At 61.7% G+C, this 26,148-nt stretch carries 22 protein-coding genes and 1 tRNA gene; 14 read left to right on the top strand and 9 right to left on the bottom strand.

The window, feature by feature from the left end:
- Positions 1–4: 4 nt before the first annotated feature.
- Complete coding sequence (aroC, locus tag A9404_RS12560; protein ID WP_066102247.1) at positions 5–1,105, bottom strand: chorismate synthase; 1,101 nt, start codon at positions 1,103–1,105, stop codon at positions 5–7.
- Positions 1,106–1,322: 217 nt separating this feature from the next.
- Between aroC and A9404_RS12555 the strand changes: the two genes are divergently transcribed.
- Together A9404_RS12555 and A9404_RS12550 are read left to right on the top strand one after the other, a co-directional pair.
- The gene (locus A9404_RS12555) at positions 1,323–2,966 is read left to right on the top strand and encodes an AMP-binding protein (protein WP_082922971.1); all 1,644 of its coding nucleotides are present in this window, start codon (positions 1,323–1,325) and stop codon (positions 2,964–2,966) included.
- An 85-nt stretch (positions 2,967–3,051) separates the two neighbouring features.
- Complete coding sequence (locus A9404_RS12550) at positions 3,052–4,338, top strand: alanine racemase (RefSeq protein WP_197490358.1); 1,287 nt, start codon at positions 3,052–3,054, stop codon at positions 4,336–4,338.
- Positions 4,339–4,446: 108 nt separating this feature from the next.
- Here the strand turns inward: A9404_RS12550 and tadA are convergent, their stop codons facing one another.
- Positions 4,447–4,935 (bottom strand): tRNA adenosine(34) deaminase TadA, encoded by a 489-nt coding sequence (gene tadA / locus A9404_RS12545; RefSeq protein ID WP_407645309.1) that lies wholly within the window; start codon positions 4,933–4,935, stop codon positions 4,447–4,449.
- A gap of 429 nt (positions 4,936–5,364) precedes the next feature.
- On the opposite strand from tadA, the gene A9404_RS12540 reads away from it, so the two are divergent.
- Positions 5,365–5,688 (top strand): hypothetical protein, encoded by a 324-nt coding sequence (locus tag A9404_RS12540; protein WP_156521332.1) that lies wholly within the window; start codon positions 5,365–5,367, stop codon positions 5,686–5,688.
- A gap of 122 nt (positions 5,689–5,810) precedes the next feature.
- Here the strand turns inward: A9404_RS12540 and A9404_RS12535 are convergent, their stop codons facing one another.
- On the bottom strand, positions 5,811–6,545 hold the full coding sequence (locus tag A9404_RS12535) for an SDR family oxidoreductase (RefSeq protein ID WP_066102242.1): 735 nt from the start codon (positions 6,543–6,545) through the stop codon (positions 5,811–5,813).
- A 105-nt stretch (positions 6,546–6,650) separates the two neighbouring features.
- Here A9404_RS12535 and A9404_RS12530 point away from each other — a divergent pair, with 105 nt between their 5' ends.
- Positions 6,651–7,562 carry a LysR family transcriptional regulator gene (locus A9404_RS12530; RefSeq protein WP_066102240.1) on the top strand — a complete coding sequence of 304 codons (912 nt, stop codon included), beginning with the start codon at positions 6,651–6,653 and terminating at the stop codon, positions 7,560–7,562.
- A 24-nt stretch (positions 7,563–7,586) separates the two neighbouring features.
- Here A9404_RS12530 and A9404_RS12525 read toward each other — a convergent pair whose 3' ends face one another.
- Entirely contained in the window at positions 7,587–8,495 is a 909-nt protein-coding gene (locus A9404_RS12525; protein WP_066102237.1) for a LysR family transcriptional regulator, read from the bottom strand.
- A gap of 113 nt (positions 8,496–8,608) precedes the next feature.
- Here A9404_RS12525 and A9404_RS12520 point away from each other — a divergent pair, with 113 nt between their 5' ends.
- The gene (locus tag A9404_RS12520; protein WP_082922969.1) at positions 8,609–9,634 is read left to right on the top strand and encodes a zinc-dependent alcohol dehydrogenase family protein; all 1,026 of its coding nucleotides are present in this window, start codon (positions 8,609–8,611) and stop codon (positions 9,632–9,634) included.
- A gap of 201 nt (positions 9,635–9,835) precedes the next feature.
- Positions 9,836–10,108, top strand: coding sequence for a hypothetical protein (locus A9404_RS13475; RefSeq protein ID WP_156521331.1), 273 nt, complete (start codon positions 9,836–9,838; stop codon positions 10,106–10,108).
- 33 nt (positions 10,109–10,141) lie between these two features.
- On the opposite strand, the gene guaA is transcribed toward A9404_RS13475, so the two are convergent.
- Positions 10,142–11,734, bottom strand: coding sequence for a glutamine-hydrolyzing GMP synthase (guaA, locus tag A9404_RS12515; RefSeq protein WP_066103407.1), 1,593 nt, complete (start codon positions 11,732–11,734; stop codon positions 10,142–10,144).
- A 184-nt stretch (positions 11,735–11,918) separates the two neighbouring features.
- Positions 11,919–13,376: an IMP dehydrogenase gene (gene guaB, locus A9404_RS12510; protein ID WP_066103404.1), complete on the bottom strand. Its 1,458-nt coding sequence runs from the start codon at positions 13,374–13,376 to the stop codon at positions 11,919–11,921.
- Positions 13,377–13,526: 150 nt separating this feature from the next.
- Between guaB and A9404_RS12505 the strand changes: the two genes are divergently transcribed.
- The gene (locus tag A9404_RS12505; RefSeq protein WP_066102231.1) at positions 13,527–13,847 is read left to right on the top strand and encodes a hypothetical protein; all 321 of its coding nucleotides are present in this window, start codon (positions 13,527–13,529) and stop codon (positions 13,845–13,847) included.
- 106 nt (positions 13,848–13,953) lie between these two features.
- Here A9404_RS12505 and A9404_RS12500 read toward each other — a convergent pair whose 3' ends face one another.
- Positions 13,954–14,259: a DUF167 domain-containing protein gene (locus tag A9404_RS12500; RefSeq protein WP_066103400.1), complete on the bottom strand. Its 306-nt coding sequence runs from the start codon at positions 14,257–14,259 to the stop codon at positions 13,954–13,956.
- A 45-nt stretch (positions 14,260–14,304) separates the two neighbouring features.
- Complete coding sequence (locus A9404_RS12495; protein WP_066102228.1) at positions 14,305–16,257, bottom strand: ATP-binding cassette domain-containing protein; 1,953 nt, start codon at positions 16,255–16,257, stop codon at positions 14,305–14,307.
- A 130-nt stretch (positions 16,258–16,387) separates the two neighbouring features.
- Between A9404_RS12495 and A9404_RS12490 the strand changes: the two genes are divergently transcribed.
- The 5 genes from A9404_RS12490 to recC all read left to right on the top strand — a co-directional run bounded on the left by A9404_RS12490 (position 16,388) and on the right by recC (position 24,708).
- The gene (locus A9404_RS12490) at positions 16,388–17,920 is read left to right on the top strand and encodes a redoxin family protein (protein ID WP_082922968.1); all 1,533 of its coding nucleotides are present in this window, start codon (positions 16,388–16,390) and stop codon (positions 17,918–17,920) included.
- A gap of 23 nt (positions 17,921–17,943) precedes the next feature.
- A complete protein-coding gene (gene earP, locus A9404_RS12485) occupies positions 17,944–19,137 on the top strand; it encodes an elongation factor P maturation arginine rhamnosyltransferase EarP (protein ID WP_066102225.1) in 1,194 nt (397 codons plus the stop codon).
- A 49-nt stretch (positions 19,138–19,186) separates the two neighbouring features.
- The gene (efp, locus tag A9404_RS12480; protein ID WP_066102222.1) at positions 19,187–19,750 is read left to right on the top strand and encodes an elongation factor P; all 564 of its coding nucleotides are present in this window, start codon (positions 19,187–19,189) and stop codon (positions 19,748–19,750) included.
- A 155-nt stretch (positions 19,751–19,905) separates the two neighbouring features.
- Positions 19,906–20,949: a sensor domain-containing diguanylate cyclase gene (locus A9404_RS12475; protein ID WP_066102218.1), complete on the top strand. Its 1,044-nt coding sequence runs from the start codon at positions 19,906–19,908 to the stop codon at positions 20,947–20,949.
- A gap of 162 nt (positions 20,950–21,111) precedes the next feature.
- Entirely contained in the window at positions 21,112–24,708 is a 3,597-nt protein-coding gene (gene recC / locus A9404_RS12470) for an exodeoxyribonuclease V subunit gamma (RefSeq protein WP_066102217.1), read from the top strand.
- 116 nt (positions 24,709–24,824) lie between these two features.
- On the opposite strand, the gene pal is transcribed toward recC, so the two are convergent.
- Entirely contained in the window at positions 24,825–25,337 is a 513-nt protein-coding gene (gene pal, locus A9404_RS12465) for a peptidoglycan-associated lipoprotein Pal (protein ID WP_066102214.1), read from the bottom strand.
- 215 nt (positions 25,338–25,552) lie between these two features.
- On the opposite strand from pal, the gene A9404_RS12460 reads away from it, so the two are divergent.
- Positions 25,553–25,642 (top strand) — tRNA-Ser (locus A9404_RS12460).
- 193 nt (positions 25,643–25,835) lie between these two features.
- Positions 25,836–26,108 carry a YkgJ family cysteine cluster protein gene (locus A9404_RS12455; RefSeq protein ID WP_066102211.1) on the top strand — a complete coding sequence of 91 codons (273 nt, stop codon included), beginning with the start codon at positions 25,836–25,838 and terminating at the stop codon, positions 26,106–26,108.
- The last annotated feature ends 40 nt before the right edge of the window (positions 26,109–26,148 follow it).

Here is a 26,148-nt window from a genome sequence, read left to right as displayed (position 1 = left end):
CGGATCAGCGAACGGAAGCGGGAACGATCGGCGTATCAGTATGCACGTCGCCGCACTGGCCACGGTGGCGCAGGGCGTGGTCGATCAGGGTCAGCGCCATCATCGCCTCGGCAATGGGCGTTGCGCGAATACCAACGCAGGGGTCGTGCCGGCCGGTCGTGATCACCTCGGTGGCAGCCCCGCTCCGGTCCAGACTCTGGCCGGGCAGTCGGATGCTCGACGTCGGCTTCAGCGCGATATGCGCCACGATGTCCTGCCCGCTGGAAATCCCGCCGAGGATGCCGCCAGCATGATTGCTCAGGAATCCTTCGGGCGTCATTTCGTCCCGGAACTCGGTACCGCGCGCGGCCACGCAGGCAAAGCCGTCACCGATTTCCACGCCCTTCACCGCATTGATGCTCATCAGGGCATGGGCCAGCTCCGCATCCAGCCGGTCGAAGATCGGCTCCCCCCAGCCCGGCGGGCAACCGGTCGCCACCACGGAGACCCGCGCGCCGACGGAATCGCCGGACTTGCGCAGCTCATCCATGAACGTCTCCAGTTCCGGCACCTGTGCGGCATCGGGCCAGAAGAACGGATTCTGATCCACCACCGACCAGTCGAACACCTTCGGCGTGATCGGGCCGAGTTGCGACAGATACCCCCGGATCTCGACGCCGAACTTCTCGCGCAGCCACTTGCGGGCGATGGCCCCGGCCGCCACCCGCATCGCCGTTTCCCGCGCCGAGGAACGCCCGCCGCCCCGATAGTCGCGGATACCGTATTTCTGCAGGTAGGTGTAATCCGCGTGGCCGGGGCGGAACTGATCGGCGATCTTGCCGTAATCGTGCGAGCGCTGGTCGACGTTCTCGATCAGCAGCCCGATCGGCGTGCCCGTCGTCTTGCCCTCGAACACGCCGGAGAGAATCCGCACGCTGTCCGGCTCGCGCCGCTGCGTGGTGTGGCGTGACGTGCCCGGTTTACGACGATCCAGATCGATCTGCAGATCGGCCTCGGTCAGCGGCAGGCCGGGCGGGCAGCCGTCGACGATCGCCCCCAGCGCCAGGCCATGGGATTCGCCGAAGGTCGTGACCGTGAACAGTTTGCCGAAGGTATTGCCAGACATAGTTTTCCATCGCGTCGAAGTGGCGGCCGCCCGCCCCCTGCCCGACCGGAGGAGATGCCGGGCGATTCAACGGGAGCACGAGCGGCCACGTGTTAGAATTCCACCCATTATACGCATCCCGAGCCCGGCCCGGCTCTTGCGCGATCCAACACCACGAACCATCCCCCGGAATCCCGCGGCCCAAGCACATTACCCAGACGCATTTCATAGGCACATCATGCCCCCCGATCTGATCGACCGACTTCATCACGTTGCCGCTCTGGCGCCAGACCGTATCGCCCTGCGCCACGGGCAGCAATCCATCGCCTATGGCGCACTGGCCGAGCGCATCCGGCAGACCGCGGCCCGCCTGATCGATCACGGACTACAACCAGGCGATCGTCTGCTGATCTGGGCCAACAAGCGGCCGGAAACCGTCATCATGCTGCTGGCCGCCCTGGCTGCCGGCATCGTCTTCGTGCCCCTGCACCCCGCATTGCGCCCGGCCCAGCTCCGTCAAATCTTCCAGCGCGCCGAGGCACGGGGCCTGATTGTCGACAGGGCGCATGCACAAGCCCTGACCCTCTCGACCGACGCGTTCGACGCGACGGAGACCGAGGCGGGCACACTCGGATACGGCACCTCCCCGGATGGCATGCTGACCCCTTTTACAACCCGTGTGGACACCCACCACGACATCGTCACCCCAGCGAACGACCGCACGCCTTTCGCGCCAGCGACCGGAGTGCGCCCCGACGCACTGGCCGCCCTGCTCTACACCTCCGGCAGCACCGGTCAGCCCAAGGGCGTGATGGTGACCCGGGCGAATCTGACCCTGGGGGCACGGGCCGTCGCCGATTATCTGGGCATGACGGCAGACGACGAGGTGCTGTCCATCCTGCCGCTGTCCTTCGATTACGGACTCTCCCAGATCACCACGGCTCTGACCGTCGGCGCGGGCATCCATCTGCAGGACTACCTGCTGCCCAACGACCTGAAAAAACCGCTGACGCAAGGTGGCATCACCCTGCTCGCCGGCACGCCCGGATTGCTGATCCCCCTGTCCCGGCAAGCCTGGCTGCCGGACTGTCCGCAGCTGCGCAACCTCACCAATTCGGGCGGGCGCCTCCCCGTTTCCTCAGTCCAGGCCATCCGCAGCGCCCTGCCCGCGACCCGGCTGTTCCTGATGTACGGGCTGACCGAAGCCTTTCGTGCCAGCTTCCTCCCCCCCGACGAAACGGATGCGCACCCGGACTCGATCGGCCGGGCCTTCCCCGAAACGACCCTGGGTCTCGTGGACGAACAGGGCCATCTGTACCCCGAGAACGTCGCGGCGGAAGGCGAGTTGATCCAGGGCGGTCCCCTGGTGACGGCCGGCTACTTCAACGACCCGGCCGCCACTGCCGAACGTTTTCGGATGCCGCCGGCCGGCTGGCCGAATCCGGCGGATCATCGTGTCGTCTTTTCGGGGGATCGGGTTCGCCGCGACGCCGAGGGCCGACTGTATTTCGTGAGCCGGCTGGACGATCAGATCAAGCACCAGGGGTTTCGCGTCAGCCCCGAAGAGATCGAGGCGGCGGCACTGCAGTTTTCCGGCGTCCATGAAGCTCTTGCCTTCGGCTACACGCCCTCGGATGGCCCTGATGCCCCGCCAGATGCCCCCGATGCCATCGGCCTGATGGTGGCGCCACCCGTCCCGACGACCGAACTCGCCCGCTGGCTGAAACAGGCGCTCGCCCCCTACCAGCAACCCGATGCCATTCGCTGCCGGGACGAACTGCCGCGCTCCGCCAATGGCAAACTCGATCGTCATGCCGCCCGTGCACAGTTTCTGACCGAACAATCATCCAAGGACGAGGGAGGCGCTCGCCATGCCCAATGAAACCGGGTCCCGAGAAAGCATGTCTAAGGAAAACCTGTCCAAAGAAGCCGGGTCCAAAGAAGCCGGGTCCAAAGAAACCGGGTCCATGGCACCCATCACGGGACGCCAGCTACTCGCCGAAACCCTGGGCGGTGCGGCAGCCGCCTGGCAGATCGATGATCGGGGCCTGTGTCTTGCCGGCGAATCCGCCGTCGACTGGCTCAACCATCAGGCGCAGCCTGCCACGCCGGCCTATATCTATAACGGCGCCGCGATCAGCGCTCAGGTTCAGGCCGTGCGGGCCGTCCTGCCGGGCACGATCCATCTGCATTACGCCATCAAGGCCAATCCGTTTCCGCCGGTCATCAGCCACCTCGCCACCCAGGTCGATGGTTTCGACTGCGCCTCCCTGGCCGAGATGCAACGGGTCGCCGAACTCGCCCCGGCGCGCCTGGCACAGACCAGCATCGCCGGACCGGCCAAATCCGCAGACGAGCACCGGTTCGCCATCTCGCACGGCGTGCTCATCAATATCGAATCCGCAGGGGAGTTGCAGCGAGTCGCCGATGTAGCACAGTCTCTCGGGAAGCGCGCCCGGGTGGCCCTGCGCGTCAATCCGCCCTTCGAGCTCAAGGGCGCCGGCATGAAAATGGGCGGCGGTGCCCGGCCTTTCGGCATCGACAGCGAGGCGATTCCGGCGCTGATCGAACGCATCCGCACCGACGCCACGCTTCGGGATCACCTCGCTCTTGAAGGGTTTCACCTGTTCGCCGGTTCGCAGAACCGCCAGGCCGAGGCCATCGCCGCCACGCTGCGCCAATCCCTGATTTTGGTGCAGGATTGGACACGGCAGACGGGATTCATGCCCCGCCACCTCAACCTCGGAGGGGGGTTCGGCGTGGTCTACCAGCCGCAGGACGCCCCGCTGGACCTCGCGGCCCTGAAACCCGTCCTGGCCGAAATCGGCGCCGACGCCCAGCAGGCCTGGACCGGCGTACGGGTGAATCTGGAACTGGGACGATATCTCGTCGCCGCGGCGGGCATCTATGTCACGCGGATCGTCGACCGCAAGACCTCCCGCGGCAAGATCTACCTGATGTGCGACGGCGGCATGCATCACCATCTCGCGCTGTCGGGGAACCTGGGTCAGGTGTTGCGGCGCAACTGGCCGATCGTGGCCATCGCGCAGATGGACGAGCCGCACAGCGAGACCGTCGATCTGGCCGGGCCGCTGTGCACGCCGCTCGATGTACTGGGTCAGAACCAGGCCCTGCCGATACTGCAACCGGGCGATGTTGTCGGCGTACTCCAGTCCGGAGCCTATGGCGCCAGCGCTTCGCCCCAGGGGTTTCTTTCCCGACCAGCGCCCGGGGAATACTTCGTTCCGGGCTGAGGGCCCCGCTGAACGGACGGGCGTGAGATGACCGGGATGATAGGACCGGGATGATAGGACCGAGGTGAAATGGCTGGGGGCGGCAGGACCCGGGCTGCCGAACACGGCTCAGTCGCGCCGATCCTCGAAGAAGGTCCGCAACAGTTCAGCCGCCTCCTGCTCGCAAGGGCCGGTGTCGATCACCAGCGGGTGGTGGTGCCAGGGTGCCCGGTTGAGGTCGATCGCCCCGCCGCAGGCTCCGGCCCGCGGATCGGGTGCGGCATACACGACCCGGTCGATTCGGGCATGGGTCATCGCCGCCAGACACATCGGACAGGGTTCAAGCGTGACGTACAGGGTACAACCATCCAGCCGGTAGTTGCCCAGCGCAGCCCCGGCGGCCCGCAGGGCGCGAATCTCGGCATGGGCCGTGGGGTCGTGGTCGCCAATCGGCGTATTGTGCCCCCGGGCGATCACCGCACCGTCCCGCACCAGCACGGCGCCAACGGGCACCTCACCGGCTGCGGCGGCATGCCGCGCCTCATCCAGGGCCTGCTGCATGAAGTTGCGATCACGAGACCTCAACATCTTACCGGGCCGTGCGTCGGGAATTTCCATTTGATTACAGACCAACCATCATAATATTTAACTTCAAAGACTTACTGGTCACCACAGGTAGAGATGACCGTGAATACCACCCTATCCAAACATGACAGAGTACTTCCGTCTGCCGGACAATGACCCAGGATAAAAGCCAGAAATAAATAATCATATCGGGAAGGTCAACATCCTTTGTCACCCGAGTCCAGCAACCACTCAGGAATACCTAAAATGCCCTGATGATGTTCAGCGGAAGCAATCCACTGCCCACGGGTGAGTCATGTGCGGTAACAGGATCGGAAGGCAGACAAGCTTTACATCAGTGATTGCCCAATGCTGCGAAGTACACCACCATTTTCAGATGCCGATGCGGATCAACCACCAGCGTCTCATGTTGTACGTCCATGCGCCCGCCATCGGCATTTTCGACCGCACTGATGCCGTACTGTGCTATTTCGCCATTCGGCGCTATCGGAGATGGTGCAGGAGCTGGGGCTGGCAATCGGCATCGCCACCCTAGGGAGTCTGGCCAGTACGGTCTACCGCCTGCGTATCACGGCCCAACTGCCCAGCGGGTTGCCCCCTGACGTTCAAGGCGTGGTGGCGGACAGCCTGACGGGTGCCATTTCGGAGGCACACGCATTACCGACCGGTTTGCTTGAACAGGCGCGAGATGCTTTCGTGACGGGATTTGCCGCCGCCTCAAGCATCTGTGCCATCGCGATCCTTCTACTCACGCTGCTGACAGCAGCGATGCGGCAGAAAGAATGATGGCATGAGCGCGATGTAACCATGACACCTTGCTGGCCACGGAGACCTCACGAACGATGATCGCCGAGGAACTGTCGGTAGCGGCCCGGCCCATCAACGCTGAATCATTGGGATGTACCGGTTCAGGCAAATCGCCCGCCGCCGTCGATATGCAGCACTTCGCAATTCATGTATTCATTACTCAGGAGAAAACTGATTGCATCGGCGATTTCTTCCGGTCGGCCAATGCGGCCAATGGGCAAGCTACCGGCCGCATGAGCCAGTAATGCGGCACGACCCTCGGCACCGAATGCATCATAGAGCGGGGTATCGACGAAACCCGGCGCGATTACGTTAACGCGAATCGGTTTGATTTCAAGCGCAAGCCCGCGGGCCAGCGCCTCGATCCCACGGCAAGCCAACGCCATGACCGACGTGCCATCGCCCGTGGGGCGGTCCGAAAACTGCCCACCCATCAAAACGATCGAACCCGTACCGGGCATCCGAGGGATAACGCTTTTAACCGCATAGAGCGATCCGGAAATATGCTCGTTAACTTCGGACAGCAACTTTTCAGGATCAGAGTCGACCAGTTTGCCGGCATGTATGCCGCCCGCGGTGATAACCAGGTGATCAACCTGCGTCGTATCATCGAATATCGCTTCGATGGATTTTCTGTCTGCAAGATCGGCTACAGCGTATCGGGCGCCGCCAATTTGATCTGCGGCAGTCTGGAGCCTCTCAAGCGTTCGCCCCACGATGGTGACGTTAGCTCCCTGTGTTTTCAGTGCTTTTGCCGTCGCCAATCCGATCCCCGAACTTCCGCCAAACACAACGATATGGCGGCCATGGAATGATGATGTTTGTGCAATATTCATGGGGGTTCCTCAGCGGAATGTTGGTAGACGGGGGCAAGTTATCTCATTCCTTTTAACCTTAGAATGCCGATAATCGCCCTATAACTCATTCCAAAGGAGAATAGGATGGACACGCTCGAATCCATGCGGATGTTCAACCGCGTCATTGAACTGGGGAGTTTTTCCGCGGCCGCGCGGGAGAAAAATATCGGCCAACCGACGATGAGCAAGGTGATTGCAGCGCTCGAAGCGCGTTTAGGGGTCAGGTTGCTTGAGCGGTCGACCACGCACTTGACGCCAACCGAGGAAGGCAAGCGCTTCTATGCGCGCAGTAAGATCGTACTTGAAGAGTATGCCGGCGCCGTTGCAGAAGTGCGCGGTCAGACTCGGCAGCTAACGGGAACTTTGCGCGTGAATGCGCCTGTCGGATTAGGCGAATTGCGCCTGAATAGTCTGGTTATCGAGTTTCTTGCCTTACATCCACAGATTGAAATTGAATTAATTCTCAACGATAGAATCATCGATCTGGTTGAAGAAGGCGTTGATGTGGCCATCCGACTCGGCGATGATCTTCCACCCAACGTCGTTGCGCCTCAAATTGCCACGTCCCCGCGCGTGCTGGTCGCCGCGCGCGAATACATCGTTCGATCCGCCCGGATCACCAAACCCGAAGATCTGGCCGAACATGAGTACCTTCGCTATGCCGGCATAGCATCAGGACATGAAATGGCATTCTCCCGCGCGCAAGAAGTGGTTAGGGTTTCGCTCCACGGGCGCTATCGCGTCAACAGCTCGCTCGCCCTGCGCCAATGCTTTCTTGAGGGTGTGGGTTTGGGATCCGTGCCCGCCTGGCTCGTGCAGGACTTGATCGAGAACGAATCCCTCGTTCGTGTTCTCCCGGCGTGGCGTCTGCCTGCACAAGCGGTTCACCTGGTATATCCGTCTCGCCGCTATCAGCCGCAAAGAGTCCGCTCATTTCTGGACTTCATGGCGGCGCGAATTCCGCAATTACCAGGGATGCAATCGCTGAAGGTTTAAACGCCCCGTCAAGCCATTACCCGGTCAAGCCATTACCTTGGGAAGTTCACTCGAAAGCGCATCGACGACAACACGCAGACGGAACGGCAAACTCTGCGTTTGCGGCCAAAGGGCATACGATTCCATGACAAAACCCGGTTGATGCTCGAGTACCGGGACCAGCGTGCCGGACTGGATACGCGCTTTGACCAGCCAATACGGCAACCAAGCAAGCCCCATACCTTGAGATGCCAGATCGGCAATGGCTTCGAGATCATCCAGTTTCAGCCTTGCCTGGGGTTTGAACATCACGGCCGACTCCCTACCTGGTTTTGGAAACCGCCATGTGGACGTGTAGCCGGACCAGCCGTAGGCAACGATGCCATGCATGCCGAGATCCTCGATACACTCGGGCTGACCATGTCGCTCAACATACGATGGTGCGGCACAAACAACCATATGCTGACGGGCAATCTTGCGGGCGATTAAATGATCTGCCGCATGATCCAACGGCCCGTTACGCACTGCCAGATCGAATCCGTCCTCGACCAAGTTAACCAGTTTGTCACTGAAACTGAGCTCCAGTTCGAGTTCTGGGTATCGGCGAGCCAACCCGACCAATATCGGCACTACGCAATAACGGCCGAATAATACCGGCATCGAAATCCGTACTCTGCCGCTGACAGTGTGTCGGCCGGACTCGAGCATAGCTTCTCCTGCACGAATCGCCTCCAGGGCTTGAAGACAATGCTCGTAATAAGCATTGCCATCGTCGGTCAACATCGTGCTCCGTGTGGTGCGATGAAACAGACGAGTACCCAGCCGTTCTTCCAGTCGTGCAATCGCTTTCCCCACGGACGAACGAGACAAATTCAGTCGCTCGGCTGCGGCGGAAAATCCCCCCGCCTCAACCGCCTCGACAAAAATCGAAATACCGGCCAAATGATCGCGCATGACTTGATTGGATATTTTTTCGCAACAAACTAGCGAAATATTATCGCCACTGTTTCCATTGGCGCAATGTTATTGTCGTCTCGACTGTCAAATGCGATTTCGTGGAGATGAATATGAATGCAAAAATGAATAGCTGGAGAATGGACGAGAAGGGGCGTAACAGATTGTCGCAGGCAACGCTGCCGATCCCCTTGCCCAATGCGGGCGAAGTCCTGGTCAAAGTCTCCGCCGTGTCACTCAACTACCGCGACAAACTGGTGATCGAAAACGGCATGGGTCTCGCGCTAACGTTTCCCTTCATACCCGGATCCGACATGGCCGGCGTTGTGGAAGCTGTGGGAGGGGGCAACACGCGATTCCAAGTCGGTGACCGGGTCGTTGGCAACTTTTCTCCCGACTGGATCGATGGCCGAAATACCGGCACGGCGCGTAACCCACCCTATAAAACACTTGGCGGTCTCTATCCCGGCGTCCTTGCCGAGTACGTCTGTTTTCCCGAAGATTGGCTGGTTCACGCACCGGCCACGCTGGACGATGCCGAAGCCAGCACCCTGCCTTGCGCCGCATTAACCGCATGGTTTGCACTGGTTGAACGAGGAACGCTGCGTGCGGGGCAAACCGTGCTGACGCACGGCACCGGTGGCGTGGCAATTTTCGGTTTGCAGTTAGCAAAGGCGCTCGGTGCCAGCGTCATAGTCGTCTCTGGAAGCGACGATAAAATCGCACGCGCAAAAATGCTCGGCGCCACGTACGGCATCAATCGTCTCAGCGAAGATTGGGTTGAATCGGTTTATCGACTGACGAACGACCAGGGCGCCGACCATATTTTAGAAACGATCGGCGGCACGCATCTCGGACGGTCCATCGAAGCCGCAGCCGTGAATGGACGAATTTCCGTCATCGGCGTGTTCGGCGGCTTCGAGATATCCGGCCCCGCCGGGCCGGTGCTGCGCAAAGGTCTGACGCTCCAGGGCATCGGCGTCGGCCACCGCCGCAGCCTGGAAGACATGATCGGCGCCATTGACCGGTTAGGCATCAAACCAGTCATTGATGCTCGATATGCTTTTTCCGAACTACCTGACGCACTCGATCATCTCGACCGAGGTGCGTTCGGCAAAATCGTCATTGAGGTGAATTAAAAACCAGGAAAGATTGATTTTCCGCGCCAGGACAGCGCCTTACGCGAAAGTCCGCGATACGAGCCCAAACACAAGAGTGGACGGAACCTCTTGGAGACTTTAAGGCAGCGAGCGCTTCGACAAACCGGAGAGACCCAGCGTGTGCGCCTCCCGGCAAGCTGTATCGCGTCACGCGCCGTAGACGGCGAAATTTAAGACCCGTTGTTCCCGATCAACCACGGCATTATCTATCAGCTTGGTTACGGCGTGATGCCGCACTTCGTGGCCTTCCGCTATGACACATCCGCATTGGAACCCATCGCTGAAGGCCTGCGCGCATCCTGTCGCGCAGGCACCATGGTTAAGCCGATCCCTTATCGCAGGCAAAACGGCGGCGATTATACGATGCCCGATAGACAGCTTCGGCCAGAACCAACCCAATCGGGTACAACAGGTTTTACAAGCCACCTTAACCACACCAACGAGGCCGCGTGAAACCACTGAGCTTTTTGTGGTCGCCTGTATCGGTTACTCCCACTCGATCGTTCCGGGCGGCTTGCCCGTCACGTCGTACACGACCCGCGAGATCCCGTCGATCTCGTTGACGATGCGCAGGGAGACGCGCTCGATGAATTCGTAGGGCAGATGCGCCCAGCGGGCCGTCATGAAGTCGATGGTCTCGACGGCGCGCAGGGCCACCACGTAATCGTACTTGCGGCCATCGCCCATGACGCCGACCGACTTCACGGGGAGGAAGACCACGAAGGCCTGGGAGACCTTGTCGTAGAGATCTGCCGAACGCAGTTCATCGATGAAGATGGCGTCGGCGCGCCGCAGCAGGTCGGCATAGGGCTTCTTCACTTCACCCAGGATACGCACGCCGAGGCCCGGGCCCGGGAAGGGATGGCGGTAGACCATCTCGCTCGGCAGGCCCAGTTCGACACCGATCTTGCGGACCTCATCCTTGAACAGTTCGCGCAGGGGTTCGAGCAGCTTCAGGCGCATGTGCGCCGGCAGGCCGCCGACGTTGTGGTGGGACTTGATCACATGCGCCTTGCCGGTCTTGGAGCCGGCCGACTCGATCACGTCCGGGTAGATCGTGCCTTGGGCCAGCCAGGCGGCGTTCTGCCGCTTGTTGGCCTCTTCCTCGAAAATCTCGACGAAGACATTGCCGATGGTCTTGCGCTTGACCTCCGGGTCGTCCTGCCCGGCCAGGCGGGACAGGAAGCGCTCCTCGGCATCGACGCGGATGACGCGCACGCCCATGTGTTGGGCGAAGGTCTGCATCACCTGATCGCCTTCATTCAGGCGCAGCAGGCCGTTGTCGACGAAGATGCAGGTCAGCTGGTCGCCGATGGCCCGGTGCAGCAGGGCCGCCACCACCGAGGAATCCACCCCGCCGGACAGCCCCAGGATGACCTCGTCGTCACCCACCTGCTCGCGGATGCGCGTTAGCATGTCCTCAATGATGTTGTCCGGCTTCCACAGGCCGTGGGTCGCGCAGATGTCGCGCACGAACCGCTCCAGAATGCGATGCCCCTGACGGGTATGGGTGACTTCCGGGTGGAACTGGACGGCATAAAACCGGCGCGTCTCGTCGGCCATGCCGGCAATCGGCGCGTTGTCGGTCGAGGCCATCAGCTTGAAGCCTTCCGGCATCTCGATCACGTGGTCGCCATGGCTCATCCACACGTCCAGCAAGCCGTAGCCTTCCGGGGTGACCTGATCCTCGATGTCCTTGAGCAGCGCTGTATGGCCGCGCGCGCGCACCAGGGCATGACCGAACTCGCGGTGCAGGGCATTTTCCACGATGCCGCCGAGCTGGGCCGCCATGGTCTGCATGCCGTAGCAGATGCCCAATACCGGTACGCCGAGGTTGAACACGGCCATCGGCGCTGCGGGCGGGGTGCTGTCGATGACCGATTCGGGCCCGCCGGAGAGAATGACGCCCACCGGCGCGAAATCCGTCACGAAGGCATCGTCCACGTCCCAGGAATGAATCTCGCAATACACGCCGCATTCGCGCACCCGGCGGGCGATCAGCTGGGTGTACTGTGAGCCGAAATCCAGGATCAGGATGCGTTCGGCGTGGATATCGGCAGTGTTGGTGATCTGGGTCATGAATTCAAAAATCCTGTAGGTTATGGCGGTGATCGCCATCAGGTGATCGCCGGGGGTGGGGCAATCGCCGGAAAATCTCAACGGTCACACGCCGCGGATGCCTTGACCCAGCGGCGGAAGCCGGCACCAGAAAGCCAAAAAAGCGGCACAGCCGCTTATTCTGGCGAACGCGCGAAACTATCGGTCAATCGATCCGATAGTTCGGGCTTTCCTTGGTGATAGACACATCATGCACATGCGATTCGCGCATGCCCGCACTCGTGATCCGCACGAACTGAGGCACCTTGCGCATCGTCTCGATGTCCTTGGCGCCGACATAGCCCATGGACGAGCGAAGACCGCCCAGCATCTGGTGCACGATCGCCACCAGGGAACCCTTGTACGGCACCCGACCCTCGATCCCTTCCGGCACGAGCTTCTCAGCCGTGGCCTCACCCTGGAAATAACGGTCGCTGGAACCCTGCTGCATCGCGCCCAGAGAACCCATGCCCCGGTAGGATTTGTAGGAGCGGCCCTGGTAGAGCTCGACCTCGCCCGGTGCCTCTTCCGTACCCGCCAGCATGCTGCCGACCATGACGGTGTTCGCACCGGCGGCAATCGCCTTGGCGAAATCGCCCGAATAGCGGATACCGCCGTCCGCGATCAGCGGCACGCCGGTACCCTTGAGGGCTTCGGCCACATTGGAGATCGCAGTGATCTGCGGCACGCCGACACCGGCGATGATGCGCGTGGTACAGATCGAGCCCGGGCCGATCCCGACCTTGACCGCATCGGCCCCGGCAGCGACGAGATCAAGTGCCGCCGCGCCCGTGGCGATATTGCCGCCGATCACGTCGACCTGGGGGTATAGGCTCTTGACCCATTTGACGCGATCGAGCACGCCTTGGCTATGACCGTGGGCGGTATCCACCACCAGCACGTCGACGCCCGCCGAAACCAGCGCTTCGACCCGTTCTTCGGTATCGCCGCCGGTGCCCACGGCCGCACCCACCAACAGGCGTCCCAGAGAGTCCTTGGAGGCATTCGGGTGATCGGTGGATTTCTGGATGTCCTTCACCGTGATCATGCCGCTCAGTTCGAAGCGCTCGTTGACCACCAGCACCTTCTCGATCCGGTGCTTGTGCAGCAACGCCTGAACTTCGTCGCGGCTCGCGCCTTCACGCACGGTGACCAGGCGCTCGCGCGTGGTCATGATCTGGCTGACGGGTTGGTCGAGATTGCGCTCGAACCGCAGGTCCCGGCTCGTAACGATGCCGACGAGATCCTTGCCCTCGACAACGGGCACACCGCTGATGTGATGATCGCGCGTCAGCTTGAGCACGTCGCGGATACTGGTTTGCGGCGGGACAGTGATGGGATCCTTGATGACCCCGGATTCGTGTTTCTTGACCTGACGCACATGCTCGGCCTGCTTTGCGGGCGACATGTTCTTGTGGATGATGCCGATGCCGCCTTCCTGCGCCAGGGCGATGGCGAGGCGTGCTTCGGTCACGGTATCCATGGCGGCCGAGGCCAGTGGCACGTTCAGCCACACGTTGCGCGTCAGTTGGGTTTTCAGCGACACATCGCGCGGAAGCACGGTGGAATGCGCCGGCACCAACAGAACATCATCAAAGGTCAGACCTTCCTCGACAATACGCATCATAAAGATCTCTTACGGGAATGAAAATTTTGCCAATTATAAGGATGGAAGCCTAACGGGTAAACTCAAACCCGCTGAAGCAGTAGCCATCCCGAAGGCTTTAGGCTACAGTCGAACCGCACCAAAGGAATCCATCTAGGAGGCATTAGAATGAAAAACGTTCAAAAATTGACATCCGCTCTGGCGGTTGCCGCGTTGATCGCGGGTATTGGCGTTGCCAATGCCGCCGACAAGGCGGAGTACGAGAAGGCCCGCAGCACAGCCATGGCTGAAGTCAAGAAGCTGGAAAAGGAAGGGATTGCCCCCTGGAATCCGAAGGCCAAGTCTCCGATCCTTGAGCATGCCGACAAGCTTGCCGAGAAGGGCGACTACGCCGGTGCCATCAAGTACGCCGACTACATCGCCAGCCTGCAGCCGCTGGCTGAGCGAGAGTGGAAAAGCCAGCCGAACCCGGGGCCGTACAAGCCGTAATATCGGCTTGAGCCCGGCCTGACGGATCAGGCCAGCTGGAAAAGACAGACCGCCCCCAGATGGAGGGCGGTTTTTTTATGGCCGGCCACACGGATTTTCATCGCCCTCAGTCACGACAGATCCCCAGAACCGCCAGATTCTGCGGTGACTGGACATGGATTTCCTTGTCGCGGCCCGTTTCGCCGCGCCGGATCGTCACCTGCCCCTTGGCAACCCCGAAATGGTTGGCCAGAAAGGCCACCACGGCGGCATTCGCCTTGCCGTCCACGGGGGGTGCGGTCAGATAGAGCTTGACCCGATCGCCCAGCACCTCGCCCAGGGCATTGCGACTTGACCGGGGCTGTACCTTGATCCGCAGGATCAGGATATCGCCTCGCCAGGCATACCAGTCCCTCCCCCCGTCGTGCGTCATCTGTTTCACCGCATCGGGAAACCGGGCGTACACGCTACATCGCGTTCAGGCATCCCCGCCTGCCCGCGACTCCAGGTCGCTCCACCGGTCGATCAGCTGCTCCAGCTCTTCGGAAAGGGCCGCAACCCGTGCCAGCACGGGCTGGGTTTCCTCGGCCGGTCGCAGATAGAAATCCGGATTGCCAACCTGGGCGCTCAAGGTCTCCTGCTCCGCCTCCAGCGCCTCGATCCGTGCAGGCAATTCCGCCAGCTCATGCTTTTCCTTGAAGCTGAGCTTGTTGGTCTTCGCCGCCGACTTGGCGGGGTGCTCCGCGGCCTCGGCGCCACCGGACGACACAACCGATTTCGTAGGCGCAGCGCGCCCCCCGCCCTTGGTCGACTGCCCCGATTCGGCCTGAGTAGCCTCCCGGGCCCGAATGGCCAGCCAGTCCTCATAGGTGCCGACCACTTCACGCACCTTGCCGTCGCCCTCGAACACCAGCAGGCTAGTCACCACGTTATCGAGGAAGGCCCGGTCGTGGCTGACCACCAGCAGGGTGCCATCGAAATCGAGCAGCACCTGTTCCAGGACTTCCAGCGTTTCGAGATCCAGATCGTTGGTCGGTTCATCCAGCACCAGCAGGTTGGCGGACTGCGCAAACAGCCGGGCCAGCAACAGGCGGTTGCGCTCGCCGCCGGAGAGCGATTCAACCTTGGTCCGCGCCCGATCCGGTGTGAACAGGAACTGCTGCAGATAACCGATCCCGTGCATGTTCTGACCATGCACGTCGATACGGTCACCCCCGTCGCAGAGGTTTTCCAGTGCCGTCCAGTCCGGTCGCAGTTGCGCGCGATGCTGGTCGAAATAGGCCACGTCCAGCTGCGTGCCCAGGCGCACCGAGCCCGAATCGGGCTGGATCTGCCCCAGCATCAGTTTGATCAGGGTGCTCTTGCCCACGCCATTGGGGCCGACGAGACCGATGCGGTCGCCGCGCATGATGCGCAGGGAAAAATCGCGCAGCACCGGCTTGCCCGCGAAGGTCTTGCTGGCGTGTTCCGCCTCCACCACGATCTTGCCGGAGGTCTTGGCGCTGGCGAGGCTCACCTCGACCTTGCCCTGCTTGTTCACCCGCGCCGCCCGCTCCTTGCGTAGCGCCTCCAGCCGGCGCACCCGCCCCTCGTTCCGGGTCCGCCGCGCCTTGATGCCCTGACGGATCCACACTTCCTCCTGGGCCAGGAACTTGTCGAACTCCGCATTCTGGATCTGTTCGGCATGCTCGCGCTCTTCCACGCGACGCAGGTAATTCTGGTAATCGCCCGGCCAGGACGTGAGCTGTCCCCGGTCGAGTTCCAGGATGCGGTTCGCCAGACTTTGCAGGAAAGCCCGGTCGTGGGTGATGAAGATCACCGCACCGCGAAAATCGCGAATCAGTCCTTCCAGCCATTCGATGCTGGCGATGTCCAGATGGTTGGTCGGCTCGTCGAGCAGAAGCACGTCCGGGTCCTGCACCAGGGCCTGGGCAAGCAGCACGCGCCGCTTCGCGCCGCCAGAGAGCGATTTGACGGGCACGTTCGGGTCCAGGTCGAGCCGGGTGATGACCTCATCCAGCCGCTGCGCCACCAGCCAGCCGCCCCGGGCCTCGATCTGCTGCTGGAGGCGGGCCATCTCGTCCATGGCCGATTCGTCCCCCTGCCCCAGACGATCGATGCAGGCGTGATAGGCCGTCAGCACATCGTGCAGATCGCCCAGCCCCTCGGCCACGACGGCATAGACACTGTCCGACGAATCCATCTGCGGATCCTGCTGCAGATAGGCCACGCGCGCGCCGCCTTCGGCACGCACCTGCCCGTCGTCCGCCCGCGCCTCGCCCGCCAGGATCTTCAGGAAGGTCGACTTCCCTGCCCCGTTGCGGCCGATCAGCGCAATGCGCTCGCCGGCCTCGACCGTCAGATTCACGTGGTCGAGCAGCACCCGGGTTCCCAGGGCAAAGTGCAGGCGTTCAACGGTCAACAAGGGCATGGCGATTTCCGGCAATCAACGAAAGAAGATCGCCATTGTACGCGCCAAGCCCTGCCCTGCCGCAAACCTGTCCCGGCACTTTCTCGTGTAGACTCGACGATGAAGACCGAACACGCCACAGGAACCCGTCATGATGCGATTTCGTCCGCTCATCACCCCCCTGGCCCTGATTGCCGTCACGGTGGTCGCCCTGCTCTGGCTTGCCCCGCCGCTCGTCACCGCCGCCAAGGCCGCGGACTACCCCGCCTTCCCAGCGGGCGCCACCTGGTTCAACGTTAGCCGCCCACTGACGAAAACCGAACTGCACGGTCGTGTGGTACTGCTGGATTTCTTCACGCCGGGCTGCATCAACTGCATCCACATGATTCCGATCCAGCAGCAACTGAAACAGAAGTTCGGTGACGATCTGCTGGTGGTCGGCGTCACTTCGCCGAAATTCAGTGCCTCCCAGCAGGCGGCAAATATGCCGCCCTTCCTTCGTCGCTACGGCATCGACGAACCGGTGTTCATCGATTCGGGCATGGCCTGGTGGCAGCACTACGGCGTGTTTGCCTGGCCGACGATGATCCTGCTCGGCCCGGATGGCAAGGTGGTACAGAGTTTCGTGGGCGAACGCAGCTACGCGCAGATGGCCGCACCGATCGCCGCCGAGATAGCGCAGGCAAGCAAGGCGAACCTGCTCACGCACCCGCCCCTACCCCTCCGCCCCCTGAAACCCGACGACCATGTCTTTGCGCTACCGACGAAAGTTGCCGTCGACGGGGATCGCATCGCCATCAGCGACACCGGTCGTAATCAAATCCTGATCTACGACCGCGCCGGCAAGCGGCTCGCCGCCATCGGCTCGGGGCGCGCCGGTTTTTCCGACGGTGACGATGCACACGCCGAATTCAACCGGCCGCAGGGTCTGGCCTTCGCCGGGTCGATCCTCTACGTCGCGGATACGGACAACCAGCGAATCCGGGCCATCGACCTGAAGCATCACCGTGTCCGAACCGTCGCCGGCAATGGCCAGCGCATGCCCGGCATCACCGGGGCGCGCAATCCCCGCGACATTGCGCTCAATTCGCCCTGGGCCCTGACTTATGCGGACAAACAGCTCTTCATCGCCATGGCCGGCGATCACCAGATCTGGCGCTACCTGCCCGACAAGAACCGCCTGGCTCCCTATGCCGGCAGCGGGCGCGAGGGACTGAGCGACGGCGAGCGTCTGAACGCCAATTTTGCCCAGTCGAGCGGACTGGCCTATCACGCCGGCAACCTCTACGTCGCCGATCCGGAATCCTCCTCGATCCGCCAGATCAACCTCAACACCGGCCTCGTGATCACCCTGGTCGGCAAGGGGCTGTTCAATTTCGGTGATCAGGACGGTCTGGCGGCGCAGGCCCAATTGCAGCACCCGCAGGGCGTCGCCTATCTGAACCATGCCCTCTACATCGCCGACACCTTCAACAACGCCATCCGCAAACTGGACCTCGACAGCCTCCAGGTGACCACCCTGACCAAGTCGCTGGCTCAGCCGAACGGACTGGCCGTGCTCGACGACCGACACCTGCTCGTGGCAGACACCAACCACGACCGGATGGTCACGGTCGACGTGCAGACCGGTGTCGTGACGCCCTGGCCCGCAGAGACCAAGCCGATCGCGCAAACCGGCCATTGAAGGCGAAACACGTCACCTCATCGATGAGCACCTTCCCTACGAACGTCTGCCCACACAAAGACCGTCCCGAATTCAAGGCGAACTGGGACATCTTCTGCCGGGTCATCGACAATTTCGGCGATATCGGCATCACCTGGCGGCTGGCACGCATCCTCGCCACGGAGTACCGACAGACCGTACGACTCTGGGTCGACGATCCGGCGGCCCTGGCCAAGCTGGTTCCGGACATCGATCCCCTGGTCAACCGACAGCACTGCCTGGGCATCGAGATTCGCCTGTGGTCGACGCCCTTCCCCGACGTCACGCCCGCCACGGTCGTCATCGAGGCCTTTGCCTGCGCCCTGCCCGAGAACTACGTCAGAGTCATGGCCGAGCACACCCGAGCGTGGTTCAATCTCGAATATTTCACGGCAGAGCCCTGGGCCGCAGAGTGCCATGGCCTACCCTCGCCGCAACCCAACGGGGTCCCCAAGATTTTCGCCATTCCGGGTATTGCGCCGGGTACCGGCGGCCTGCTCCGGGAAGCCGACCTGCTCGCCGAGCGGCAACGATTTCTGAGCACCCCATCCCTTCGGCAGGACTGGGCGACACGGTGGCGGGTACCACTACCGGTCGGGAACTGCCTCACCGTTTTCCTGTTCGGTTATGAAAACGCGGCGCTGAGTGGGCTGCTTCAGGCATTGGCGACTCATCCGACGCCCGTCGTCGCCTACCTGCCTGAAGGCCGATTGCTGACGTCGGCACGAATGGCGCTGAATCTGCCGACGCTGTCCACCGGCGACCGTCATAGCCACGGAAACCTCACGTTGCATATCCTGCCGTTCCTGCCCCAGCACGAGTTCGACCGGCTGCTCTGGCTCTGCGATCTCAACTTCGTGCGCGGTGAAGATTCCCTCGCCCGAGCGATCTGGGCCGGCAAGCCGTTCATCTGGCAAATCTATCCCACGGCAGACGACGCCCATTGGATCAAGCTCGATGCCCTCCTCGACACGCTGGGCGAAACAGTTCCGCCAACTGCGCAAACGGCCTGGCGACAGGTGAGTCACGACTGGAACGCCGAGACCTTCACGCCGGCCCATTGGCAGGCACTGGTCGCCGCCCTGCCCGAATTGCATCAATCCATGGCAGCACAAACGACCCAACTCGCCCGGGGTATCGAGCTGGCGCAATGGCTAGTCAAAACCGCCGAACAGCGGTTACAATGCGCGACCATTTAATCTAAGGTCTGGTTTTTCAGGCCAAAATCCTCCTAAACCGGGTACCCACATGAAAACCGCACAAGAATTTCGCGCCGGCAACGTCATCATGGTCGGCAAAGATCCCATGGTCATTTTGAAGGCTGAATTCAACAAATCCGGCCGCAACGCTGCCGTCGTCAAGATGAAAATGAAGAACCTGCTGAGCGGCTCGAGCACCGAAACGGTATTCAAGGCCGACGACAAGTTCGACCAGGTCATCCTCGACAAGAAGGAATGCACCTACAGCTACTACGCCGATCCGCTGTACGTCTTCATGGACTCCGAATTCAACTCCTACGAAGTCGAAGCGGAAAACATGGGCGACACCATCAACTACCTCGTCGACGGCATGACCGACATTTGCGAAGTGGTGTTCTACAACGAAAAGCCGATCTCCGTCGAACTGCCGACCATCATCGTCCGTGAAGTGGCCTACACCGAACCGGCCGCCCGTGGCGACACCTCCGGCAAGGTCATGAAGGCCGCCAAGCTCACCAACGGCTACGAACTGCAGGTTGCCTCCTTCATCGAAATCGGCGAGAACATCGAAATCGATACCCGCACCGGCGAATTCCGCAAGCGCGCGACCTGATTCCGCGCACCGCGAAATCGACGACTGATCGCCGCCCCACTTCCGGGGCGGTTTTTTTATGCGCCCCCTGTTCACAGGTGGAATCAACTGGCGCTATATTTGCTTTGACTTTCCGTAGGCAAACAATTTCCTTGTGCCTGAAGGAGCCTTTTGTCATGCAAGAAACCCCCGACCTGCGCGATTCGGATATCGTTCTGCTCTCCATACTCGCTCGGGAAACCAATTTGAGTCGCTTTTTCACCATGGCCGCGAACGCCGCAGCCAAGGTGGTCGGTGCCGACGGCGCCGGTCTGATCTTGCCGGAAGAACGAGGAAACCGTCTTAAATATCGGTTTTTCCAAGGCCTTCCGCCCCAATTTGTCGCATTGTCACAGCATGCCTTTCCCCGCGACTCGGGCGTCGCCGGTGCCGCCCTGGCACAGAATCACCCGTTGTTTATCGAGGATTATCCCAGCAGCGACCTCGCCCTACCGCAATTCGTCGAATCCGGTCTCAAGGCGAGCCTCAGTATCCCGATCCACATTTCGGATCAAATTGAAGCGGTGCTTGCACTATCCTGGTTCAAACCGGTGACCGAACCGCTTTCCATGCGCCAATTGAGTCTGGCCACCCTGTTTGCGGACTTCATTGGCACGGCCCTGTATCGCGACAAGATCGAGAACCATCTCAATCGCCTGGCCCACAGCGATCCGCTGACCGGTCTGCCCAACCGGGCCGGCTTCTACCAGCTCATGGATCAGACCGTGCTCCGGGCACAGGCGGGGGATCGCAACACGGCCCTCGTCATCATCGATATCGACAACTTCAAGACCGTCAACGATACCCTGGGGCACGAATTCGGCGATCGGCTGCTTCTGGAAATCAGCAATCGCCTGCGCGAAGTGTTGAGCCCGGAAGATCATGTTTCCCGACTGGGCGGCGACGAAATCGCCATCCTCGTCGAGTCGGCCCGAAACCTGAAGGATCTGCAGGACATCGTTCGCCGCATTTCCCAGGCGCTCTACCTCAAGATCGGCCGCGAGGGCGAATACGTGCGCATCTCGAGCAGTATCGGCGTTTGCGAAATCCATCCCAAGGAAAGCCGCAACCAGAATGCCCTGATGTGCGCCGCAGATTCGGCCATGTATCAAGCCAAGCGTGCGGGAGGCAACTGTGCGGTCTTCGCGCCGCCATTGCTTCCCGTCGATCCCGACCTCTAGGACACCCCACTCGCGCGAGGGACCCGCGCACCCGCCTCCCCCTCCCACCCAACCCCGTTCAGTCTCCCTGTTGTACCCGGTCGCCCATTCGCCGGATAATCGCCGCAGTCGTCTCAATACTGCCGCCAGCGCCCACCGAGCCATCACAACCGCGAAGGAATCATGACGGAACACGCCGACATCGCCCCCGGCTTCATCCTGCTGCAAGGCAACAAGCTCGAATCGCTGCGCCAGGTGACCATCGACTGGATTCGCGCCTATCCGCTCGCCCCGCTGGAATCGGAAACCATTCTGGTGCAAAGCAACGGCATGGCCCAGTGGCTGCGTCTCGGCCTCGCCCAGCCTCGGGCTGATTCAGGGGCCGGACACGGCAGTGGACTGGGCATCGCCACGGCACTGAACTTCATTCTGCCGGCCCGGCTGCAGTGGCAATGCTACCGGGCACTGCTTGGCGAAGCGGCCGTCCCCGCCGAATCGCCTCTGGACAAGGGGCAACTCGTCTGGCGCCTCATGCGCCTGCTGCCGACGCTCTGGGATCAACCGGCCTTCAGGGACCTGCGTCACTATATTCTGACCGACGACAAGCCGGATGAGCGACGCCTCTATCAGCTCGCCCAACGCATCGCCGATCAATTGGATCAATATCAGGTTTATCGCGCGGACTGGCTGCTGCACTGGCAATCCGGGCGGGACGATCTACCGACCGGTGAAACGCCGCTCGAACCTGGACAGCACTGGCAACCGATCCTCTGGCGCGCCATCGTCGACGATGCGCGGGCGCAGCACATCGCGAACGATCGCGCGCCAGACGCCGCGCTCGGTCGCGCAGAATTGCACCTGGCCTTCAGAACGGCCGCCGCACGGTGCGAATCCCCACCGGAAACGCTCCCCCGACGCATCATCGTCTTCGGCCTGTCGACATTGGCGCCGCAGATTCTCGACGTTCTGGCGACGGTGGCCCGCTGGAGCCAGGTCATCGTCTGCCTGCAGAATCCTTGTCGACACTACTGGGGCGACATGATCGATGGCCACCAGTTTTTCCCGCCCCCCTCGCCCCGCCACCGCCCGAAACGCGCCGGGGAGACGCCTGGCCTGAGCGGGCTGACAGAACATGCACACCCGTTGCTCGCTGCCTGGGGCCGACAGGGACGGGATCTGATGCGCATGTTGGACGAATTCGACGAAAGTGCGCGGTTCGAGTCGCGCTTCACGCAGAATCAATTGGCGCTCGATCTGTTCGAGTCCCCCGACGAGACCCGGCCGGAACCCACCCTGCTGTCCCAGATTCAGACGGACATTCTCGAGGCGCGAACGCCCGACGAACTGATGACCCTCGGCCGACGAATCGACCCGGGCCAGGACCGATCGATCCGCTTTCACTCGGCACACAGCCCGCTGCGCGAGATCGAGATCCTGCACGACCTGATGCTGGCCGCCTTTGACGCCGATCCCGGCCTCCATCCGACCGATCTCATCGTCATGGTGCCGGACATGAACTTGTATGCGCCCGCGATCACGGCGATCTTCGGTCGTCTGACGCATGATGACCCCCGCTACATCCCGTTCACCATCTCCGATCAGTCACCGGGCGCGCAAACCCCGATCCTGGGCACGCTCGAACAGTTGCTGCATCTCGATCACGCACGGCTCGGACGCAGCGAGATCCTCGACCTGCTCGGTAATCCGCTGCTGCGCGCACGATTCGATATCGCCGATGCCGATGTCCCCACCCTGCAGACGTGGATCGATCAGGCTGGCATTCGCTGGGGACTCGATGCCCATCATCGCGAACAATTCGGCCTGCCGCCGGCGATCGAACAGAACAGCTGGCGCTTCGGCCTGAACCGACTGCTCCTCGGTTACCTGAGCGGCGATACCGAGGCCGGCTGGCAGGGCATGGAACCCTATGCAGGCATCGACGGCTCGGCCGCCCCCATCCTGGGTGGCCTGGCCGACCTGATCCTGCAGCTGTCCCGGTATACCGAGGCACTCCAAGGCCGCCACCTGCCGGAAACGTGGGCAACGCTGCTGCGCAGCCTGATGGACGACTTCCTGATCGCCCCGGAAAATCTGGACGCGGCAGGGCGCCACCAACGCGGGGGGGCACTGACGGATCACGACTGGCAGATGAATCTGGAATGGCGTGGCCGCTTGCTCACCGCGCTGAACCAATGGCTCAGGGACTGTCAGTCCGCCGGGTTATCGGAACCGCTCACCATCGATACCGTACGTACCGCCTGGTTGGAACGCCTCGAACCGCATCGTCTGCAACAACGTTTCCTGGTGGGGGGCGTGCATTTCGCCACGCTCATGCCGATGCGTACCATTCCCTACCGGCACCTGTATCTGCTCGGCATGGACGACGCCAGTTATCCCCGGCGCCAGCCGCGCAGCGATTTCGATCTTATGGCAAACCGCTACCGACCGGGTGATCGCTCGCGTCGCGAAGACGACCGCTACCTGTTCCTGGAGGCCGTGCTCGCGGCCCGCGAACGCCTCACCATCAGCTGGGTCGGTCGAGACATCCACAAGAACACCCGTCGTCCGGCCTCGGTGCTGGTCAGCCAGCTCGCCGACTACATCGATCAATACTGGCGGATCGAGGGCGCCGAGAAACCCAGCACGGTCCTCACGACGGAGCACCCCCTGCATCCGTTCAGCCATCGTTATTTTTCCGGAGACGACCCCAATCTGTTCACCTATGCCGCGGACTGGCAGGCCATCCATAACGCCACTCGGTCCACGTCGCCGGCGAACGTACCGACCGAACTCCCGCTCTGGCGGCCGGAATCGCCCCTGAACCGGGATATTCTGGGGCGGTTCCTCCGCCATCCCGCGCATACCCTCTGGCGCGCCCGCTTCAATACCGTGCTGAACGCCCCCGAGGAGATGCCGGCGGATCACGAGCCGTTCCAGTTGGATGCGCTGGCACTCTGGCAGGTCAAGTTCGCCCTGAATGACGCCCTACGACGACGCCTGGCCAAGGCTGAACCGGATATGCCGTCACCCGACATCGGGAGACTGTCCGACTGGCTCCGGCAGGAATTGTCCCGTTTGCAGCGGGCAGGCACCCTGCCCCTGGTGCTGACCGATCCCGACACCACACTCATCGAGCCGCTGCTGGAGCAATGGCAAAGCTGGCTGACACTGCATGCACGCTACGCGCGCCCCCAGACCGGCGTGGCACCGATCGGCATCTCCGGCCCGGAAGGCATCGAACTCGTCGACAGCCCCCGCGATATCCTGCTCGATGAAACCGGAGAAGGCGCAAGAATCTGCTTCCTGAATGGTCGCGTCCACAAGGGAAACACGCTGGACTGGCATAAACTGGTCGCCGAATGGCCCGCTCATTTGCTGTCCCAGATGTCGGGGGTACCGGTCTTCAGCCACCTCGTCAGTGAAACCGGCATCATTCGTCTCGCCCCCGTGCCGCCAGAAAACGCGGAAACCCTGCTGGTCGACATACTGACTGCCTGGTTCGAGTCGGCGCAACAACCATTTCCCCTTGCCTGCAAAACCGCCTTTGCCTGGTTGAATGCGGGTGCTGCCGAGAAAGGCCGGAATCAGGCGGCGCAAGTCTTCAATGGCACGCACCAGCAACCGGGAGAGCGCGACAGCGACCCGTTGCTGGCCCGGCTTTGGGAAAACTTCGAGGAATTTTCAGCCTGCAGAACGCGGCGTGACGAGGACTTCACGGCGCTGGCCGAGCGACTGTATGGCCCGCTGACTGCAGCCATCGACAGGCCAGCGGAAGCATGAATGCTGAACCAAGGTCGAAAAACGCACGCAAAAAAAGCCGCCTGAGCATTCAGGCGGCCTCTCGGGAAAACGTTGGGCAGCGAGGCTAAGCCCCGCTCACCCGAACGGATCGAACATTACTTGCCGTAGGCGAGGTCGGCGCGGCGGTTCTTCGCCCAAGCCGCTTCGTTGTTGCCTTCGACGGCCGGACGCTCTTCACCGTAGCTGACCACGTCAACCTGGCTCGGTGCCACACCGTCGGCCAGCAGGATATCCCGAACGGCGGTCGCACGCTTCTCGCCCAGGGCGATGTTGTACTCGCGGCTGCCACGGTTGTCGGTGTTACCCTCGACCAGAACGTGACGCTTGGCGTTTTCCTTCAGGAAGCTCGCATTCTGCTGCAGCATCGGGCGGTAGGACGGATCGACGTTGTACTTGTCGAAACCGAAGTAAACGGTCGCAGCGGCACCTTTCGGCGCAGCGGCATACAGCATGGACTCGTCCATGTCGGCACCGTTCATGCCGGCGGTGCTGGCACCCGCGTTAGCGGCACCGGCACCGGCAGTGCCTGCCGGCTTGGTGGGCGTGGAGCTGCAAGCAGCCAGTGACAAGGCAAGAATACCCAAAGAAGCAACAGTTAAAGCGCGCATGGAAACAAAACCCCACTAAAATTAATAAAGAACAACACCACAGAAAACACGGATGAATTTCGTAATCAATTTAGCATAAATTCATAAACTGCAACGGGCCGTCTGATAATTGGTTTTATCAAAAATGCAACACAAATGACATAAAAGATACACCCCGATTTTTTTGCAACATTCTTGACATCGCACAAGGATTTCAGGAAACTTCGCACCCTCGCGGAGGGTTGGCAGAGCGGTTGAATGCACCGGTCTTGAAAACCGGCAAGGGTTTACCCCCTTCCAGGGTTCGAATCCCTGATCCTCCGCCATCAAATTCCATCAACTCTTTGATGACCAAGGCGATCCTTCATGGGTCGCCTTTGTTTTGGCACCATACCCGGCGCGCCTTTTCCCATCAACCCCTCTCGCTGGATCCGGCAGATGTTCCAATCATGACCGGAAAATCCGACGCCCATACGTCACAGACCATATCGTGGCCCATCAGAACGGGATAGACACTCGATGACACCGACCCAACCCCTCGATTGCCGACAAGGATGCGGTGCCTGCTGTATCGCTCCCTCGATCAGCAGTCCCATACCCGGCATGCCGAACGGCAAACCGGCCGGGGTTCCCTGCGTGCAACTGACGGCCGACTTCCGCTGTGCCATCTTCGGCAAACCGGAGCGACCCAGCTGCTGTTCAGGCCTGAACCCCAGCGAAGAGATGTGTCGCAACGATCGTCATCAGGCGATCACATGGCTCGCCATGCTGGAGGAGAATACCCGGCCGTAGGCTGGGGTAAAACAGGCCTCTGCGTCTTGATGACCCCACC

This window comes from Halothiobacillus diazotrophicus (genome assembly GCF_001663815.1).
GTDB lineage: Bacteria > Pseudomonadota > Gammaproteobacteria > Halothiobacillales > Halothiobacillaceae > Halothiobacillus > Halothiobacillus diazotrophicus.
Note: the sequence above shows the minus strand (reverse complement) of the source record. Positions and strands in the feature narration are given on the sequence as shown.